This is a genomic window from Hymenobacter arcticus (assembly GCF_054779975.1).
In genome coordinates this window covers 1-17,803 of record NZ_BAAGXF010000001.1, presented here as the reverse complement: position 1 = coordinate 17,803, position 17,803 = coordinate 1, and the positions used below count along the sequence as shown (strand labels likewise).

The 17,803-nt window shown below is 63.0% G+C and carries 15 protein-coding genes; 8 read left to right on the top strand and 7 right to left on the bottom strand.

Annotated features, from left to right (window positions below):
- Positions 1-43: 43 nt before the first annotated feature.
- Both ACYVGC_RS00075 and ACYVGC_RS00070 read right to left on the bottom strand, forming a co-directional pair.
- A complete protein-coding gene (locus ACYVGC_RS00075; protein ID WP_460581732.1) occupies positions 44-1,630 on the bottom strand; it encodes an NHL repeat-containing protein in 1,587 nt (528 codons plus the stop codon).
- Positions 1,631-1,905: 275 nt separating this feature from the next.
- On the bottom strand, positions 1,906-2,136 hold the full coding sequence (locus tag ACYVGC_RS00070) for a hypothetical protein (RefSeq protein WP_460581731.1): 231 nt from the start codon (positions 2,134-2,136) through the stop codon (positions 1,906-1,908).
- A 146-nt stretch (positions 2,137-2,282) separates the two neighbouring features.
- On the opposite strand from ACYVGC_RS00070, the gene ACYVGC_RS00065 reads away from it, so the two are divergent.
- From ACYVGC_RS00065 to ACYVGC_RS00055, 3 genes are all read left to right on the top strand, one after another.
- On the top strand, positions 2,283-2,729 hold the full coding sequence (locus tag ACYVGC_RS00065; RefSeq protein ID WP_460581730.1) for a hypothetical protein: 447 nt from the start codon (positions 2,283-2,285) through the stop codon (positions 2,727-2,729).
- A gap of 145 nt (positions 2,730-2,874) precedes the next feature.
- Positions 2,875-3,519: a carboxypeptidase-like regulatory domain-containing protein gene (locus ACYVGC_RS00060; RefSeq protein ID WP_460581729.1), complete on the top strand. Its 645-nt coding sequence runs from the start codon at positions 2,875-2,877 to the stop codon at positions 3,517-3,519.
- A 179-nt stretch (positions 3,520-3,698) separates the two neighbouring features.
- Positions 3,699-4,856 carry an alpha/beta hydrolase gene (locus ACYVGC_RS00055; protein ID WP_460581728.1) on the top strand — a complete coding sequence of 386 codons (1,158 nt, stop codon included), beginning with the start codon at positions 3,699-3,701 and terminating at the stop codon, positions 4,854-4,856.
- Between the two features lie 76 nt (positions 4,857-4,932).
- Here ACYVGC_RS00055 and ACYVGC_RS00050 read toward each other — a convergent pair whose 3' ends face one another.
- Both ACYVGC_RS00050 and ACYVGC_RS00045 read right to left on the bottom strand, forming a co-directional pair.
- Positions 4,933-5,262, bottom strand: coding sequence for a hypothetical protein (locus ACYVGC_RS00050; protein ID WP_460581727.1), 330 nt, complete (start codon positions 5,260-5,262; stop codon positions 4,933-4,935).
- A 54-nt stretch (positions 5,263-5,316) separates the two neighbouring features.
- Entirely contained in the window at positions 5,317-6,807 is a 1,491-nt protein-coding gene (locus ACYVGC_RS00045; protein ID WP_460581726.1) for an APC family permease, read from the bottom strand.
- A gap of 110 nt (positions 6,808-6,917) precedes the next feature.
- Between ACYVGC_RS00045 and ACYVGC_RS00040 the strand changes: the two genes are divergently transcribed.
- From ACYVGC_RS00040 to ACYVGC_RS00025, 4 genes are all read left to right on the top strand, one after another.
- The gene (locus ACYVGC_RS00040) at positions 6,918-7,679 is read left to right on the top strand and encodes a peptidase associated/transthyretin-like domain-containing protein (RefSeq protein ID WP_460581725.1); all 762 of its coding nucleotides are present in this window, start codon (positions 6,918-6,920) and stop codon (positions 7,677-7,679) included.
- Between the two features lie 45 nt (positions 7,680-7,724).
- Positions 7,725-10,520, top strand: coding sequence for a hypothetical protein (locus tag ACYVGC_RS00035; protein WP_460581724.1), 2,796 nt, complete (start codon positions 7,725-7,727; stop codon positions 10,518-10,520).
- A 100-nt stretch (positions 10,521-10,620) separates the two neighbouring features.
- On the top strand, positions 10,621-11,679 hold the full coding sequence (locus tag ACYVGC_RS00030) for an AAA family ATPase (RefSeq protein WP_460581723.1): 1,059 nt from the start codon (positions 10,621-10,623) through the stop codon (positions 11,677-11,679).
- 5 nt (positions 11,680-11,684) lie between these two features.
- The gene (locus tag ACYVGC_RS00025) at positions 11,685-12,236 is read left to right on the top strand and encodes a hypothetical protein (RefSeq protein WP_460581722.1); all 552 of its coding nucleotides are present in this window, start codon (positions 11,685-11,687) and stop codon (positions 12,234-12,236) included.
- 94 nt (positions 12,237-12,330) lie between these two features.
- Here the strand turns inward: ACYVGC_RS00025 and ACYVGC_RS00020 are convergent, their stop codons facing one another.
- Positions 12,331-13,698, bottom strand: coding sequence for a sensor histidine kinase (locus ACYVGC_RS00020; RefSeq protein WP_460581721.1), 1,368 nt, complete (start codon positions 13,696-13,698; stop codon positions 12,331-12,333).
- A gap of 172 nt (positions 13,699-13,870) precedes the next feature.
- On the bottom strand, positions 13,871-14,566 hold the full coding sequence (locus ACYVGC_RS00015; protein ID WP_460581720.1) for a response regulator transcription factor: 696 nt from the start codon (positions 14,564-14,566) through the stop codon (positions 13,871-13,873).
- A 264-nt stretch (positions 14,567-14,830) separates the two neighbouring features.
- Here ACYVGC_RS00015 and ACYVGC_RS00010 point away from each other — a divergent pair, with 264 nt between their 5' ends.
- Complete coding sequence (locus ACYVGC_RS00010; RefSeq protein ID WP_460581719.1) at positions 14,831-15,379, top strand: histidine phosphatase family protein; 549 nt, start codon at positions 14,831-14,833, stop codon at positions 15,377-15,379.
- A 456-nt stretch (positions 15,380-15,835) separates the two neighbouring features.
- On the opposite strand, the gene ACYVGC_RS00005 is transcribed toward ACYVGC_RS00010, so the two are convergent.
- Entirely contained in the window at positions 15,836-16,885 is a 1,050-nt protein-coding gene (locus ACYVGC_RS00005; RefSeq protein ID WP_460581718.1) for an IS630 family transposase, read from the bottom strand.
- Positions 16,886-17,803 lie beyond the last annotated feature (918 nt).

Genomic DNA, 17,803 nt, shown 5'->3' with positions numbered 1-17,803 from the left:
GGCGGCGTAGGTTGAGACTGGGCGGCTTGCCGCTTGGGGTAGGCTACTCGACCAGCACGGCGGCGGCGGCTAGCTGGTCGGCGGCCTGCACTTGCAGCAGGTAGCGCCCTGGGGCCAGCCCAGCCAGCGGCACCGAAGCCGGTGCCCCAGCGGCGGGCAGTGCCAGCGCCTGCCGACGCACCACCCGGCCCAGCGCGTCGGTCAGGGTGAGGGTGGTGGCCCCGGCAGGCCAGCTGGCGGGCAGCTTCACGGCCACGGCCGCGTGGGCTGGGTTGGGGAATACGGTGAGGGGCTGGCTGGCGCGAGCCGGGGTAGTAGCCAGCGGGGTCGCGGTGTATAAGCCCACGCGGGTCATAAACTTGCTGTTGTCGCCCACCGCCGTGAAGGTGCCGCCGACGTAGCAGCCGGTGCTGGTGGCCCGGGCCACGTACACGGCGTTGTTGGCGCCGGTGCCCAGGGCGCTCCAGGTGGTGCCGTTCCAGCGGGCCACGTTTTTGGCCGCTACTCCGCCGGCCGTGGCAAAGCCCCCGCCCACGTAGAGGTTGCCGGTGCCGTCGAGGGCCAGGGCCCGGGCGTAGGTGAAGCCCACGCCGCCCGCCAGGCCCGCGCCCAGGGCGCTCCAGGCGGTGCCGTTCCAGCGGGCCACGCCGGCGGCGGCGGTACCGCCGGCCATGGTGAAGGAGCCCGCCGCGTATATGTTGCCGCTGCCATCGAGGGCCAGGGCCTGCACGGTGTCGTTGGTGCCGTTGCCCAGGGCGCTCCAGGTGGTGCCGTTCCACTTGGCTATGTTGTTGGCGCTCACGCTCCCGGCCGTTTCAAAGTACCCGCCCACGTAGAGGTTGTTGGCGGCGTCGGTGGCCAGCACCCGCACGTCGTTGCTTATGCCGTCGCCCAGGGCGCTCCAGATGGTACCGTTCCAGCGGGCTACGTGCCGGACGCTCACGGTGCCGGACACGCGGAAGTCGCCGCCCGCGTAGAGGTTGCCGCGCCCATCCAGGGCCAGGGCCCTTACGTCAGTGGTCCCGTCAGACACGTTGGTGGACCCCAGGCCCGCGCCCAGGGCGCTCCAGGCGCTGCCGTTCCAGCGGGCTACGTGGGTAGCGCTCACGCCCCCGGCCTTCGTGAAGGAGCCGCCCACGTAGAGGTTGCCGCTGGCGTCCATTACCATGGCCAGTACGTTGAATTCCAGGCCCGTACCCAGGGTGCTCCAGGTAGTGCCGTTCCACTTGGCCACGTAGTTGGCCGCTACGCTGCCGACGTGGCTAAAGGAGCCACCCACATAGAGGTTGCCCTGCGCGTCGATGACCAGCGCGGAAGTGGGTCCGTCGGGCCCGTTACTATTGCCGAAGGCGGTCGACCAGTTGGCATCGCCCGCGCCCAGCACCGTGCGCAGCCCGGCCGGCCGGAACGAGGGCCGCCCCGCCGCGTCGAGGTGCAACTCGAAGCCCGTCGTGCTGAACGAGCCCTGCACGCCGGGGCGCAGGGTGCCGGTGGCCGTCAGGGCTTCGCGCAGGCTATGGGTAGTGAGATTTTCGGCCGCCGCCGGGGCATGGGCAAAAAGCAGCGCCCCGAGGGCCGCTCGCAGCCCAAGGCGGCAGGTCGTTTGCAGGAAGGGTAAAGAAAAAATCATTAAGTATGGGTGAAGGGTAAAAGAAAAGCAAACAAGTAAAAAGCGAGCCTGCGCTGCCTGGAGCAACCCACGCCCCGCCAGCATTGGGGGCAACGGCGTAAAAGCCACCGCGTTAGCCGCTACGAAAGTTAGTGAAACATCCTTGGCTAGTAGGTAGTGCGTCTGTCAGTAACAGTAGTTACCCGGCAGGTGCCGGTCGATATGTAAAGATAGGCGCCAACTGCTCCGAAAACCTGAATTGGTAGGGCTTGGGCTGTGCCGCCAGCCCCCGCTGGCTAGTGGTGGTGATGCCCCGGCTCAGCCGGCTTGCCAAATAGGTTGACCAATGCGCCGCCCACGAAAAGCACTGCCCAGCACACGTAGAGCCAGCCGTAGCCGGCGGGCAGCGGCCGGCGCACCAGGTAGCGGATGAGTAGCTCGGCCCCGCCGCTCATAAGCAGGCCGGTGAAGGCAATGAATTGCCAGGAATTGAAGAGGCGGGGGCGGTATAACTTGGCTAAATCCACGGGGCGGAAGTATTACGAATGAAAACACAAATAAAACGGGTGGCCAGCCGCCGGGGGCCAAACCTCGGCCCGGCCGGCGCGTACACCAATGGGCCGGCGCAGGCCAGCCCATCCAGTGCATTTACGTAAAATTTCCCCACCCCGATATGATACTCAGCGACGAGCTATTCGAAGAAGACGGCACCCAAACCGGCAAGGAAGGCCGCAAGAATGAATCTCCTGGTCAAAACCCCACCAACACCATTGAGGCGGGTAAGAATGAGGCGCTGCAAAAGGAACGCGACTACCAGCGCGACCAAAGCAATGGCAAGGAGAGCGACGATGCCAGCGCCCACCGCAACGTAGGGGCTAACGGCTACACCCAGCGTAACGACCAGAAGGACCAGCTCGAAAACCTGCACATCGGCGGCTCCGAAACCGAGCCGCAGGGCGGCAGCAACCATGCCACTGCCGGCGAGCAGGCCCAGGGCCCCGGTTTCACCGAGGAAGGCAGCTACGAGCTGGGCGAAGGCATCCGGATGCACGACCAGGAGTTTGGCGAAAAGGAGCCCAGCGGCCCCGCCAAAATAGACCAGGATGAAACCAGCAACTAGCTGATTTTCTGCGTTGCTAAGTTAATTTCCCAGTTGCGGCCTCCCCGGTCCGCGGCCGGGAAATTTGCTTTCGACGCAAAATGAATGCAGGGCGCTTGGCGTTGGAAAGGGGCCCCTTATCTTGCTGCCCCTTTTGTTCCCGCTTATGAATTCTCTGCTTACCGTTCGCTCGTTCCTGGCCCAGGCTACTTCACGCGTCTTTGCTAGGCCCGCCCGCCCGCCGCGGGCCTGGGGTCTGGCTGGGCTGGCCGTAGCGGTGGCATTGGCTGGTTGTGGCCACCCTCCGGAAGCAGCCACGGCCGCCGCGCCAGCTGCCGTACCCGCGCTGGTTGCTGCGCCCACCGTGGCCCCGGTGGCCGCCCCGGCCCCGGTACCTGCCGCTGCCCCCGCCAAAGTAGTAGCCCGCATAAAGCCCGCCAGGGCCCTGCCCAGCGCTCCGCTGGTGGCCCCCGCCACTGCCCCCGTTGCCGAAGCCGCCGCTGTGCCAGCCCCCGAGCCCCCGGTCGCCCCCGCCGCGCCCACCACCCGCACCCAGGCCGGCCGCATCCTCGACGAAAACGGCCGCCCCCTTATTGGCGCTACCGTGCTGCTGCGCGGCAGCAGCAAAGGCACCAGCACCGACGCCAGCGGCAGCTACTCGCTCGAAGTACCCACTGGCTCCAACACCTTCTCGGTGGGCTACGGCGGCTACGAGGACGAAACGGCCACCAGCAGCGACGGCCAGCCCCTCAACGTGACGCTGCTGCCCAAGCCCAGCGGCAAACTCACGGGCCGCCGCGCCCGCCGCTAGCGCCTGGCCGAGTTTTAGAAAGATTTTAAAAAATGTGATAAAGGGCTATGCTTAACAGCGTAGCCCTTTTTACTATTCGGCTTACTTGGGAAGAGCGGGTGGGATGGGGCAACTCTCTGGTCGGGAAAGGGCGTATGGGGAAAAGGTAATTTATTCCGCAGTCCAAACATTTCCTGGTTATGTCACAACCTCGCCTCCCATTTTTGCCGCAGGGCTTGCGCAAGCCGCTCCCGCGTTTCTTCCTGTTGGCCGGCCTGGCCGCGGCTCTGGCCAGCCCCCTGGCTTCGTGCGATAAAAACAACGATTCTTCGCCCAGCCTCATTCAGCCCACGGGTGCCAAGCCCAGCTACGCGCCCACTATCAACGACCAGATGCAGGCCGTGATTGAGCAGTTTGTGGCCTTCAACGACCCCGCACTACCCACCCTCACTGCCCGCCAGGCCCGCATGACCCACAGCGTAACCGACGCCGTGAATGCGCAACTAGCTAAAAACAACCGCATTGCACCGTCGCCCGCCGTTACGGTGAGCCAACGCGTGCTGGCGGCCCCGGCTACCAACGGCTCGGCCCCCGACGGCATTCCGGTGCGCATTTATACGCCCACGGCAGCGGCTACGGGCGCGCGGCCGGGCATTGTGTACTACCACGGGGGCGGCTGGGTTATCGGCTCGCTCAGCGTGTACGAGCCCTCGGCGCAGGCCTTGGCCGAGCGCACGGGGGCCGTGGTGATATCGGTAGACTACCGCTTGGCTTCCGAAACGATGAATAAGTTTCCGGCGGCCCACGAAGACGCCTACGCGGCCTACAAGTTCGTGCGCGAGAACGCGGCCAGCTTCAACATCAATCCCGCCAAAATTGCCATTGCTGGTGAAAGCGCCGGTGGCAACATGGCAGCTGCCGTGTGCATCTTGGCCCGCGAGCGCGGCTTGGCGCTGCCCATCCATGAGCTGCTAGTGTACCCGGTGGCCGACAACAACCTGAATACGGCCTCTTACCAGCAGTACGTCAACGCGGTGCCGCTCAACAAGGCCGGCATTGTGTATTTCACCGGGTTGTACTTTACTACGCCCGCCGATGGCGACAATCGCCTCCTGTCGCTGGTTGACGTAGCCGACCTGCGGGGCCTGCCCACTACGACCATCATCGCCGCCGAAATTGACCCGCTGCAAACCGAAGGCCAGCTGCTACGCGATAAGCTGACCACCGCCGGCGTGGGCGTAGAATACACGCTGTACCCCGGCACTACGCACGAGTTCTTCGGCACCTACGCCGTGGTGCCGCTCGCCAACGATGCCCAGGACCACGCCGCCACGCGCCTGAAAGCTGCGTTTCAATAGCCATATTCTCAATAAACAAAAAATCCCTGGCTTCAACGAGCCAGGGATTTTTTGTTCTTGTGTTCTTGAAAGACGGTCAATAAGTGGTTAGAACAGTGAACGGCATTCCCTCAGCGGCCGCATTCAGTGCGCTGGCGCGCTGCACAAGGCGCGCCAGGAATTTAGCAGTACCAGTTAGCCGGTACTGCTGCCCCTGATAGGTGATGCGCGCCTGCGGTACTACTGCTTCGAAAAAGACCAGCCCGGCGAAATCGTAAGGGTAAGCCAAGAGGTGGCCTACTTCCGTGACTTCGCCTACTATTGCCTCGTTAACGTAGCCACTAGCCGGGTGCATGGTATCGCCCAGCGCGACTACTTGCAGCGGGGTTTCGGCCTCAAACAAGCACATAAAGTGCTTGAGAGGCATATCGGCCAACGTTAACCCAGGGCCTTCGGTACGGGCGGGCGGTTGCAAATTGCCCTACGCCATGCGGCGCCCAAACAGAAAATACACGGGTAGGCCCAGCGCCACCAGGCCCAAGCCGTAGCGCGAGTATTCGGCCGTGTCGGGTGCCACGAGCAAGATGATGCAGAAGGCCGCCGCCAGCGCCACGTAGATGCCCGGCAGCACTGGGTAACCCCAGGCGCGGTAGGGGCGGGGCGCGTCGGGCCGGGTGCGGCGCAGCACAAAAATGCCGATTATCGTGATGAGATAGAACAAGATAACCGAAAACATGACGTAGTTGAGCAGCTGCCCATAGCTGCCGCTGAGGCAGAGCAGGCAGGCCCACAGGCACTGCACCCACAGCGCCCGGCCTGGCACGCCGGTCCGGTTGAGGGTAGCCAGCGAGGGGAAAAACAGCCCGTCCTTGGCCATGGCGAAGTAGGCCCGCGCACCGCTTAGAATAATGCCGTTGTTGGCCCCGAACGTGCTGAGCATGATGAGGATAGCCAGCACGTAGGCCCCGGCCTGGCCCATTACCGACTCGGCCACGGCCGTGGCCACGCGGTCGTCGGTGGCGTACTGGATGCCGCGGCCGGCCAGCGTGGTGGCCTCGGGCGCGCCGTGCAGCGGTAACACCAAGAGGTACACGATGTTGATGAGGATGTAGAGCACCGTCACGATGGCCGTGCCGATGGCCATGCTGCGCACCAGGGTGCGCTCGGGGTTCTGGATTTCCTCGCCCGCAAAGCCGATATTATTCCACGAATCGGACGAAAACAGCGAGCCCGTCATGGCCATGCCGATGCCGATAACCAGGTTGCCCAGGCCCAGCGGCACGATGCTGCCCGCCACGCCCGGCGCGGGCGAGCGCGTGGCCGTCCAGAGGTCGTGGAAGTTGGCCTGCACCGCGCTGGCGTTCAAACCCAGCAGCAGGCCGAAGATGATGAGTAGCGCCAGCGCCACTAACTTCGTGGAGCTGAGCACGTTCTGAATCAGCTTGCCGGCCTGCACGCCGCGGGCGTTGATGGCCGTGATGCCCACGATGAGCAAAATGGCCAGCAGCTGCACCGAGCTAAACGGAAACGGGCCGATGTTGAATAGCACGTTCTTCACCGAAAACCAGGGCTGGAGCACGCCCGTGAACTTGGCAAACGCCACGGCCACGGCCGCGATTACGCCGGTCTGAATGACGAGAAACAGCGTCCAGCCGTATAAAAACGCGGTGAGCTTGCCAAACGCCTCGCGCAGGTACACGTACTGCCCGCCCACCTTCGGGAACATAGCCGCCAGCTCGCCGTAGCTGATGGCGCCGGCCATGGTGATGAGGCCCGTAAGCAGCCACACCACCAGCAGCCAGCCCGCCGAGCCTACCTGCCGGGCAATATCGGCCGACACCAGGAAGATGCCCGAGCCAATCATGGAGCCCGTCACGAGCATCACGGAGTCGAACAGCGTGAGCGCGCGCTTGAAGTGGCCGGGCGCGTCGCCGGCGGGAGTGGTGGGGGAAACGGGTAGCGGCTCGGTCATAAAAAGCAGGGGTGAGGGCAGATTTTTACCAAAGAAACAACGCTGCTGTACATTGCAGCGGCCCGGCGGCCGGCGGGCCGCTGGTTTTCACTGCTAACCCGCACGAAACAATGCCCCCTTCTTTTCTCTCCCGCAACGGTAAGGGGCTGCTGGGCTGCGGCGCGGCCGTGTTGGTTGGCGGCTTTCTGCTGTTTTTCTTCTTCGGTGGCGGCTGGTATATATTGCTTCTTGTATTTGTTGGGCTGAGCACCCACAGCAACGACGCGCCCGCCGGCCAGCTGACCGTGGCGCAGGGCACCGTGCTGAACGCCGAAACGCGCCAGCCTATACCGGGCCTGCTGCTCTCGGTGCGCAGCAATACTGGCTACGACCTGACGAATGCCGCCCGCGCCACCGACTCGGTGCGCACCGACGCGCAAGGCCGCTACCGCCTGCGCTTCCGCAACCAGAAGGGGCTCTACTACCGGTTGGTGGTGGACTACCCGCCGGGAGACTTCTCGGCCCCGCCCGCCCACTACTGGTTTGCCAACCCCGACGACACGGCCTACGAGCGTGACCTGACGCTGGGCCGCGCCAATACGGTCAATTTCCACCCCGGCGAGCTACACACCATTGCCGTGCGCCTGCACAACCGCCACCCCGGCTACCGGTTTCTGCAAATGCCCGACGGCTACGAACTGCCCCTCAGCGACCGCGACACCACGATACACCTGACGTATTACGAGCTGCCCGCCGCCGGCATCAAGCTCCATTACCGCAAGCGCTCCGGCGAGGAAGGGGAGGTGGACGACACGGCGGTGGCTCTGGTGCTGCAAAACCCGGCCGCCCGCTTTCCCGACACCATGCAGGCCACGCTCACGCTTGTGCGCTAACTGTGCGCTAAGTGGCTTGCGGCGCGGCCGACCTACTTTTGCCCTATGTCCCGCAAGCTCTTGGCCCTGCTGGTGGCCGCGTTTCTGCTGCTTTCGTTGGCCACTTACGTTTACTACCGCCGCACGCTGGCCGCCCGGCCCGTGGACCCCTACGCCTTGGTGCCCGATGATGCCGTGCTGGTGCTGGCCACCCACGACCACGCTGCCCTGGTGCAGCACTTGCAGGAAGCCGGCGTGTGGGACAACCTCACCGGCGTGCGCTACTACCAGCAAGTGGCCGGGCAGCTGGCCCTGGCCGACAGCCTCGACAACGGCGGCCGGCCGGTAAACCCCGTCACGGGCCGGCAGCGGGGATTGCTAACGTTTTTAGGTAAAAAACTGGTAATCACGTCGTTGCATATTACCAGGCCGGGCCAGGTCGATGTGCTCTACCAGCTGCCGCTCACCAGCGTGCGCGAGTATCGGCAGGCGCGGGGCCTGCTCGAAACCCTGGGCCGCGACCCGCGCTACACCTTCGGCATTCGGAAGTACGAGGGCTACGAACTGCAGGAGCTGACTGCCCGCACCGGGGGCAAGCTCACGGTGCTCAATTACCGCAACCACCTGCTGCTGAGCACCCACGCGCCGCTGCTGGAGGCCGTGGTGCACCGCCTCGACCACCCCGACGCGCCCACCGTGCGGGCCGGCTTCGGGGGTACCGACCTGCTGCGCCTGCCCGACGTAGATGCCACGGTGCTGGTCAATTTCCGGCGGCTGCCGGGGCTGCTCGATGTGCTGTTTCAGCCCGGCACCCACGGCCTGCTCGACCAGGCGCTGGGCCTGGCCCACGAGGGCTTGCTGGGCCTGCGCTTCGGTCCCGGCCAGGTGGCCCTCACCGGTTTCGCCAACCCCGAAACCGCCGCCAACTCGTGGCAGCAGCAGCTGCGCGGCCAGCCCGCCCAGTCGCTGCGCCCGCTGGCCGAGGTACTCAGCCAGCGCACGGCCCTGGTGCTGGCGGTGGCCGGCCCGCTGGCCCTGCCCCGCCCGCTGGCCCCCGACACGGCCCGCGCCACCCGCCAGGCCCTCGACAGCCTACGCGCTTCGCTGGCCCCCGGCGCGGTGCTGGTCTACCTGGGCACGGCCGCGCCGGGCGTGCCCGCCGCCCGCCTCACGCTGCTGCGCTGCCTTGCTCCGCAGCGCACGGCCCAGTGGCTGGCCCGGCTGCGGCGGCTGGGCGGGGCCTCGCCGGCCTTTGCGCGGGTAGGCAGCTACGCCATATACGAGGCCGGCTTTGCCGCTGGCCCCCTGCTGGGGCCGCTGGCCGATAAGCTGCCCGCCCCCGGCCAGCCCGACTCGGGCGGCGCGCTGAGCACGGCATTTGTGAATAACTACCTGGTGCTGAGTGATAACGCCAGCCTGCGCAGCTATCTCGCCGACGTGGCCGCCGGGCAGGTATGGAGCCGCTCGGCCACCCAGGTGGCGCTGCTGCAGCACACGCTGCCCACGGCCCGCCTCACGCTGCTGGCCGATGTGCGCCAGGGCTGGAACGCCCTGCTCGGCAGCCTGGCCGAAGACCGCCGGGCCGGCCTGCTGCGCAACGAAAGCCTGCTCCGGCACTTTTCACAGGTGGCCTGGCAGCTCATGCCCCCTGAGCAGGCATCGGAGGAGGAAGGTACTGGTAGCCAGTATTTTGCCCAGCTGCTGCTGCGCCGCCCCAGTCAGATACTGGCCGCCGACTCGGCCGCTACGGGCAGTGGCGTGAGCACGCGCTTTGGCACGGCGCTGGCGGGCCGCCCGGTGCTGTTGCCCACCGCCCCCGCCGCCGATGGCACCCTGGCCGCCCCCGCCCTGGTGGCCGACTCGCTGGGCGTGCTGCGCCTGCTGCCCACCGGCACCGCCAGCCTGGCCTGGGCCGATAGCCTGCCCGGCCCCGTGGTGGGCCCCGCCCCGCGCTTGGTGCGCGGCCGCCTGCTGCTGGCCACGCCGCACCAGGTGCACTGGCTCAGCCCCGCTGATGGCCGCGAGGCCCCTGGCTTTCCGCTCAACCTGCCCGATACCGTAACGGTGGCCAGCGTGGCGGCCGGTACCTCGCCGCGCCTGGTCGTGGCCACCGCCGGCCACGACCTACTGCTGTTTGATACCAACGGCCGCCGCTACCCCGGCTGGCCCCACCACCTGGAGGCCCCGCTGGCCGGCCCGCCCCTGCTGCTCACCGTGGGCGGGCGCGACGTAGTAGTGGCCGCCCTGCGCAACGGCTACATCTATGCCTTCGACCAGGCCGGGGGGCGCTACCCCGGCTTCCCCGTGAGTGCCGGGGCCCGGCTCGATGGGCCGCTGCTGGCCGCCGTGGGCCCCACGCTGGCCCGCAGCCAACTGCGCACCGTGAACCAACACGGTGAGCTGCTGACTATTACGCTAAGCGGCGACGTAGTAGCCCGCCGCCGGGTGGCCACCTGGAGCCGCACGGCCAGTTTCCGGCTGGTGCCGGCGGCCGGCGGGCGGGTGGGCTCGTTCGTGGTGGTGCGCCAGGATGGCGGCCAGCTCGACATATACGGCCCCACCGGCGTGGCCCCGCTGCTGAGCCGCCAGCTGCTCACCTCGGGCGAGAAGCCGGTGCAGTGGTTCGACTTCGGCCCCACCCGCCAGGTGCTTGCCCTCACCGAGCCCCAGCCCGGCCAGGTATCGCTCTTCGACGGCCAGGGGCGCGCCCTGGGGGCCGGCGCGGGCAGCCCCAGCCCGGCCGGGGCGTGGCCCAGCACCGGCACCGGCGTGGCCCTGCGCTACGACGCGGCCCGCCAGCGCTACCAGCTGCTGCGCCTGGTGCGCCGCGAGCTGCGTAGGGATGAAGTACTAGCTGAGTAAGTCATTGTTTATTAGTAAATTGCCCTAGTATTATTGCTGAGTAGCCTGCAACTAAAAATCTCCGAAACGGCCAGCTAAAGCTTACCCTACATTTTCCTTTATGAAGCATCCCCTGGGCCTCGTGGTAGGTAAGTTCTGGCCGCCGCATCGGGGCCATCAGCTGCTGCTTGAAACCGCCGCCGCCCAAGTGGCCGAGCTGCTGGTACTCGTGTATGCTAACCCCGACGATGCCACGCACCCGGCCCCCACGCGCGCCGGCTGGCTGCGCGCGCTCTACCGCGGCGACGACCACGCGCAGGGCCCGCGCATTGGGCCCACGCCGCTGCGCATTATTGCCCTCACCGCCGCCGACGGTATTCCGCCCGACGCGGCCGACGACCCCACCCAGCGCGAGTTTGTGCGCCAGTGGCTGGCGCGCCACGCCGAGACTATCGACTTGGTGTTCAGTAGTGAGCAATACGGCCCCGGCTTTGCCCAGCACCTGGGCGTGGCGCACGTGATGGTAGATGAGCCGCGCCAGCAGGTGCCCGTGAGTGGCACCGGGCTACGCGCCGCGCTGGCCGCCGATGCCACCTCGTACCACCTGCTCGATTCGCGGTACCTGCACCCCTTCATTGCCGCCCAGTACGGCGCGGTGCCGCCCGCCGCCGTGCCCCGCCTGGTGCTGCTGGGGGCCGAAAGCAGCGGCAAAACCACCCTGGCCACTGCCCTGGCCGAGGCCCTGGGCACCGCCTGGGTACCCGAATACGGCCGCACCCTGCACGAGCAAAAGCACGGCGCGCTGGCCTACGAGGACCTCCTCTACATCGGCCGCCGCCAGCTGGAATTGGAAGACGAGGCCACGCCCCAGGCCCGCGGCTGGCTCATCTGCGATACCAACGCGGCCACCACTGCGCTCTATTCCTACTACTATTTTCACCGCTGCGACCCGGCCTTGCAGGCCCTGGCGCGGGTGTGCGCCACCCGCTACGCCCGCACCTTCGTGTGCCTGCCCACCGTGCCTTTCGAGCAGGATGGCTGGCGCGGCCCCGAGGCGCTGCGGCAGTTTCAGCACGGCGCTATCCTGATGCAGCTGGAGCTGCTGGGCATCCCCTACACCTTGCTCGATGGCAGCGTGGCGGAGCGGGTGGCGCAGGTGCGGATAGCTCTCATCGACTAGCTATCATGCTGTTTACTATATTTCTGAGCATTTATGCATGCGATTTGGCTGCCATGCCGAACGCGTTGCTCTATTGCTTTTCTTGCTATTCTCTGGGCCAATGGCTGCTAACGGTGCTCTTGCTCCTAGGTCAGGGGTTGTTCTTTTATGCCACCTTTCGGTACGTTGCGTTGGGCCGACTACGCATCAATCCCTTTCAGAAGGGCTGGAAATACCTTTATAAGCGCTATGGCACCCCTACGGGCCCCGTTCTTATGGACTTGGTGTCGGTAGTGGTGGGTGCGGCCAGTTATCAAAATGGGATGTATGTCTCATTTTCTGAAACGGGTATTTTCCTGCAAGAGAATCTTTTTGCCAAAGGCTTTCTGCTCTTACCATATTACGACTTTACCTTGGTAGCGCCGCCCAAAATAGTGACAATTCTGCGGTTTCCGCTGCAAACAGCGGGATTATTTCGGATAGCTGGGGTAGAAGTTTCCTTTGCGTTGCTCCAGGCTAACGAACTGATAACCCGTATGGCTCTAACCAATCAGCAGGGTAAAGACACGAAAGAGTGATTCAGTACTTTGCTGGCTGGCCTAGAAAATCTTAGCCTTAACTCAATCTAAGAAGAGCGTTAGCATTCACCAATGACGCACGCTGCTTAGTTGCTTAACTAGCCGCCCCAAACTCCAGAATAAACGCCGTGCCTTTCCCCACCACCGACTCGGCGCGCAGCGTGGCCTTGTGAAACGTGGCAATAGTTTGGGCGATGGGCAGGCCCAGGCCGTAGCCCTCGGGTGCCTGCGGCCCGGTGGCGTGGAAGCGCCGGAAGCGGTCGAAGAGCAGCGGCAGGTTTTCCGCCGCAATGCCAGGGCCTTCGTCCTCTACGCGCAGCGTGTAGCCGCCGGTGGAGGTGGGGCGGCCCAGCACCCGAATCTGCCCGCCCTCGTGGTTGTACTTGATGGCGTTGCTGAGCAGGTTGCGCAGCAGCGTGTGCAGCAGCGTGGCGTTGGCGCGCGGTACCACGTAGTCGGGGCTGAGGTCGATGAGCAGGTCGATTTCGCGCTGCTGGCGGCGGTCGTCAAGCTCCTCGGCCACATCGTGTACGGTTTGGGTGAGGGGTACATTGGCGTCGCGCAGGTACTGCTCGTTCTCGATGTTGGCGATGAGCAGCAGCGTGCGCACGGTGTTGCGCAGGCGGTAGAGGGTGCGCTGGCTTTCCACTATCTGCTGGCCGTGCTGCTCGGGCAGCGTAGGGTCTTGCAGCATATTCTCAAAGCGCGACTGCAAGATGCTGGTAGGCGTGAGCAGCTCGTGGCTCACGTTGCTCATAAACTCGCGCTCCTTCTCAAACGACATCTGAAGCTGCCGCATCAGGGCCGAGAGAGAGTCGTCGAGCTGCCGGAAGTCGGTGGTATCTGTATCGAGCCGGGCAAACGAAAACTCGCCCGGCTGCCGAATACTGCGCAGCTTGCGTGAGAGTAGCTCGCGCAGCGGCCGCAGCAGGTAGTGGGCAAATGCGGCGTCGGCAAACACAGTGATGAGCGCGCCCGCCACCAGCACCCACAGCGCCAACCGCCGCAGTGTGTCGGTGAGCAGCTCCACGGTGGCCAGCGACGAGCCGATTTCGAGGCGGTAGCGGCGCGGCGCGGTGGCAGCCGGCTCCAGGGCCGCCACGTAGCTCAGAATGCGGAAGTCCTCCACCTCCTTGTCCACCATGCGGCGCTCCTCAAAAATGCGCTCGATGGGTGGTGCCAGCACCTTGCCGGGCGCGCTGGGCAGGGGCGTAATGGTGATGTACTCCTGCTTGAGAATATTATAATCGGCGTAGCTCTCGCTCTGCTCGGCCCGCAGAAAGGCGGCCAGGCCATCGCGGTCGATAAGGTGCAGCAGCTCCACCTTTTTGTCGTGCAGGCGCTGGTCGGTATGGCTCACCGCCACGCGCTGCACAATGGGCGGAATAAAGAGCGCCCCCAGCAGCACCAGCAGCAGCTTAGAGAGGCCGTTGAAGAGGCCGAGTTTGGTTTCTAATCGCATAATTCAAGCAAAGGTCGGCGGGCAGGCTGCAAAACAGAACGTCATGCTGAGCTTGCCGAAGCATCTCGCTCGCGCCGCTGTAGGAGTAATCCAACGAGGCGAGCGAGATGCTTCGGCAAGCTCAGCATGACGTTCTGTTTTAGCTACTTAGCTACATTATTTGGTAACAACCTTACACCGCCCGGTAGCCAATGCCGCGCACCGTTTCGATAAAGTCGGCCGCGCCGAATTGGGCCAGCTTCTTACGCACGTTTTTGATGTGCACGTCGATGTAGTTGGAGTCCGAATCGTCTTCCAGCACGTTGCCCCACAGGTGCTCGCCCAGCTGCAAGCGGGTGAGTACGCGGCCGCGATGCAAGAGGAGGTAGTGCAGCAGGTCAAACTCTTTTTTAGTGAGGGGCACCTCGGGACCGGGCACCTCGGGCGTGCTGCCGTAGCGCACGGTGCGGGCCGTCACATCCATCACAAAGGCGTCGCCGAAGGCCAGCTCGGGCCGCTTTAAGCCAAACTTGCGCCGCGTGATGGCCTGCATGCGGCTCGTCAACTCTAAGAGAGAGAAGGGCTTGGGTAAATAATCATCGGCTCCCAGGTCGAGCCCCTTAATGCGGTCGTCGAGGGCACCGCGCGCGGTGAGGATGATGAACGAAGCTTCTTGCTTTTCGCTCTGGCGGGCATCGCGCAGCAAGTCGAGGCCATCGCCGCCAGGCAGGCCCAGGTCGAGCAGCACGAAGTCGTAGGAGTTGACAAACAGCTTCTCCGACGCCTCGGCGTAGGTATAGGCCGAATCGACCAGGTATTGGGCCTGCGTCAGAAACTGGCGCACCTCTTGGTGGAGGCTTTTTTCGTCTTCAACGAGCAGAACGTGCATGCGCGGGGAGGGGTGAAGGAGGAATGATGGTACAACATACGGGACTACTTCGTTAAATGAAGATGAAGAAATGGTGTGCGTTAAATGAAGATGAAGAAATAGTTGGCGGCGCGCCGTTGCTTACTCCTTTTGCGGGTGGCCATGCAGCAGCTAATCGGCGGGGCCGGTGCCCCGCCAAAAAGCGGGCTGTCCCAAGGAGTAGTCCGCTTTTTTTGCGTTTACCTTTGGCCGGCTATCTCTGAGAGACTTACCTCGCGTAGTATTATGAAAGCTATTTTTTCACACATAGTGTTAATGGTGAGTGTGTTGCTGGTAGCCTTTGGCCCGGCCGCTGCCAAGCCGCCCGTTACCACCATCTACCTCGTGCGCCACGCCGAAAAGGTTCTCACACCTGGCCTCGCCGACCCGCCTCTCACGCCCGCTGGTGAGGCCCGTGCCCAAGTATTAGCCAAGCGTTTGGCCCGCCGCCACCCGGCCGCTCTTTTCACCACCGATACGCGCCGCACCCGCGCTACGCTGGCCCCCCTGGCCCAGGCTACCAACCTGACCCCGCTAGTATATAATGCGCAGGACCCCAATGGAGTAGCCATTATGCTGTATAAAGAATATGCGGGCCGCACGGTAGTCGTAGTGGGCCATTCCAACACCCTGCTACCCCTTCTAACTGCGCTGGGTATAACGGCCTCTGTGCAGGAGATTAAGGATGAGGAGTTTGACTACTTATTTAAAGTAGAGTTGCGACCCGGTCAACCAGCCCGGCTAGCGGTGAGTCGCTACGGAGCAGCCGCCGTGCAAATGGCGATTACTAATTAGCAACCTAACAGTCATTTTCAATCGCCAGGCTGCCTATAGTGTATTATAATATGAGCGCAGGCCCATATGCTGTTGGCTGCTAAAATACAGGATGAGCTTTCGCCCCAGCTTCTTGGTTGAGAAGGCCCATGTATAGTAGTAGCCCCAGCAAGCTTCCTCTGCTGGGAGAAGGAGGAAGTAAGCGTTGGGTTGGCAGATATCGCCACACAGACACTAGCCCTACCAGTTCCGTGGCTAGCTCAAAGCATTGAGCGCCGCAGCCTAAAATTACTGTATACTGCGGGCAGTGATGGCGCAGGCGGAAGCTAATACCTTTATAGCTGCTGGCTGCGTCAAAAAAACGGGCTCCATTTCGACTACCTGACTTATCAGCAGCGGTAACAAGCATACTATACTCGTCACGAAGTGGGTTGCGCGTCGAGAACATGAAAATTGCGGGTTAACAAAGACGCGAGTTCAGGCCCAGGCTGCGTTTGGTTTGGGCGGCCACGGCCTCGGTAGCCGTGTTAACAAAGACGCGAGTTCAGGCCCAAACTCGTCGAGCCGAGTGAAAAAGTCGAGCACGGCCGTTTTGAACGCGCCTTTGGTCCGGTAAAAAGCGGTGTTGATGATTTGTTGGCGTAAGAACTTCCAGAAGCGCTCAATCAGGTTCAGATTGGGCGAATAGGGCGGCAAGAAAACCTGTACCAAGTGCGTGTCGGCCAGCCAGGTAGCGAGGGCCTTGTTTTTGTAATAGCGGGCGTTGTCGCAGACGACGTAGACGGGGCCTTGAGGGTGGGCTTCAAGCAGTTGCTCGTACAAGCGGCGCGTGCTTTTGGCATTCACACAGTCGGTTTCATCGAGGTAGAGCTCGGTAGCGACCACCGCGTTCAGGACCGCGTTGAGGTTGACGCGTTCGCGTCCACTGACCGTGAGCAGGGGGCGCTGCTGGCCCGTGGCGGTCCACACGTGGGTGGCGCGGGTGTCGTGGGTGGGGTGGGCGGCATCGGCAAAATACACCGCCGCCGTGCCCGCTGCGGCTTGGGCCAGCAACGGCCGCAAGGTGTCGGCCAGAAACGCGTGTTGCCGGGCCGCGTCCGCCTCACAGGGCACGGCGGTGGTCAATTTATAGGAGAAACCCAGGCGGTGCAACAGGTCCGTCAGGCCTGAAACCGAGTACTGGACGTGGCAGGTCAGGGCCAGCCAGTCCGCGATTTGCCGACAATCGGTGTAGAGGTGGCGGCCCAGTTCCTGGCAGAGGTGGGCCAGTTGGGCGCTGGTCAGCAGGCCCCAGTACCCCCCGGCCTGGGTGTCGGACTTGCCAAAGGCGGCCAGTCCTTGGGCCTGGTAGGCCCCGGCGTAACGGTAGACCGTGGTCACGGACACGCCCAAATCATCGGCGATGCTGGCTACAGAACGGCCATTGTTCAGCAGCAGCACGACCGTTACCGGTACATAGTCCGCTCGCTTGCCACATCGCCCTTGCAACTCGCGTAGGGCTTGGCGCTCAGCGGGACTTAGGTGCAATTCTATGACGCAAGTTTAGGACTTTCTACTCAGCACTTTCGCAACTCACTTCACGACGAGTATAACAGATAATTCAGCCCGGTGGCTATTAAGACAGCCTAATAGATACAGGAGTATCTACCGAGTAAGCCATAGCATCTATAGAAGGTGGGTCGCGCCTTCCGCTCTCTGCTGAGGCATTTTCTGATGTACCCTGCCTGCCTCTTACCACTTCTTATTTGTAAGAAGCAGACTCAGCAATTAATCAGTATATACACTGTCTTGATTCACAGGTCCAGCAGAACATTTGGAATAATTTTGAAGACTAACAGCCACAATTACAAATAAATAGGCTGTAACCAAAGTAAGTAAGCCCCGTTTTTATTGGCCATCTTCATTCTTATAGCTTGCGAAGCCAACAAAAAGCTTTAATTTTGCACTCCCAAACCGCCTAAGGCTGCTCACTAGCCTCTCAGCGCCAGGGAAACTAAAATCAGCCTCGAAAATAAAAAGTCGAAAAAGATTTTAAAAATCAAAAATTCTTCGTAATTTTGCACCCCGCTTCAACCGGAGGCGGTCAGACTCCCAAAACGGCAGAAAAGTCCTTAAAAAACTTTTCTCCTCAAAATTTGGAAAGTCAAAAAAGTTGTTTACCTTTGCACTCCCAATCACAAACAGGGCTTGCAAACGGCAAGAAAAGGGCTGGTAAAACAGCCCACACGGTTGCTTCAATTGGAAGCGACGCACGTTCTTTGAATGACGGAAATAGACAAATAGTAAGTAGTTCTGCTAAGTAATTAGGAGCACACACAAAGCGAAACGAATTAGACAACGAGACGTCAATACGTGAGCAGGATTAGCACTCGACATCAGCCATGGTTCGCCATGGTGCAGGAATATTTTACAATGGAGAGTTTGATCCTGGCTCAGGATGAACGC

Excerpts from the sequence above, each read along its gene's own strand:
- ACYVGC_RS00075 (WP_460581732.1), bottom strand. The coding sequence starts at position 1,630 with ATGATTTTTTCTTTACCCTTCCTGCAAACGACCTGCCGCCTTGGGCTG.
- ACYVGC_RS00065 (WP_460581730.1), top strand. The coding sequence starts at position 2,283 with ATGATACTCAGCGACGAGCTATTCGAAGAAGACGGCACCCAAACCGGC.
- ACYVGC_RS00060 (WP_460581729.1), top strand. The coding sequence starts at position 2,875 with ATGAATTCTCTGCTTACCGTTCGCTCGTTCCTGGCCCAGGCTACTTCA.
- ACYVGC_RS00055 (WP_460581728.1), top strand. The coding sequence starts at position 3,699 with ATGTCACAACCTCGCCTCCCATTTTTGCCGCAGGGCTTGCGCAAGCCG.
- ACYVGC_RS00050 (WP_460581727.1), bottom strand. The coding sequence starts at position 5,262 with ATGCCTCTCAAGCACTTTATGTGCTTGTTTGAGGCCGAAACCCCGCTG.
- ACYVGC_RS00045 (WP_460581726.1), bottom strand. The coding sequence starts at position 6,807 with ATGACCGAGCCGCTACCCGTTTCCCCCACCACTCCCGCCGGCGACGCG.
- ACYVGC_RS00040 (WP_460581725.1), top strand. The coding sequence starts at position 6,918 with ATGCCCCCTTCTTTTCTCTCCCGCAACGGTAAGGGGCTGCTGGGCTGC.
- ACYVGC_RS00035 (WP_460581724.1), top strand. The coding sequence starts at position 7,725 with ATGTCCCGCAAGCTCTTGGCCCTGCTGGTGGCCGCGTTTCTGCTGCTT.
- ACYVGC_RS00030 (WP_460581723.1), top strand. The coding sequence starts at position 10,621 with ATGAAGCATCCCCTGGGCCTCGTGGTAGGTAAGTTCTGGCCGCCGCAT.
- ACYVGC_RS00025 (WP_460581722.1), top strand. The coding sequence starts at position 11,685 with ATGCTGTTTACTATATTTCTGAGCATTTATGCATGCGATTTGGCTGCC.
- ACYVGC_RS00020 (WP_460581721.1), bottom strand. The coding sequence starts at position 13,698 with ATGCGATTAGAAACCAAACTCGGCCTCTTCAACGGCCTCTCTAAGCTG.
- ACYVGC_RS00015 (WP_460581720.1), bottom strand. The coding sequence starts at position 14,566 with ATGCACGTTCTGCTCGTTGAAGACGAAAAAAGCCTCCACCAAGAGGTG.
- ACYVGC_RS00010 (WP_460581719.1), top strand. The coding sequence starts at position 14,831 with ATGAAAGCTATTTTTTCACACATAGTGTTAATGGTGAGTGTGTTGCTG.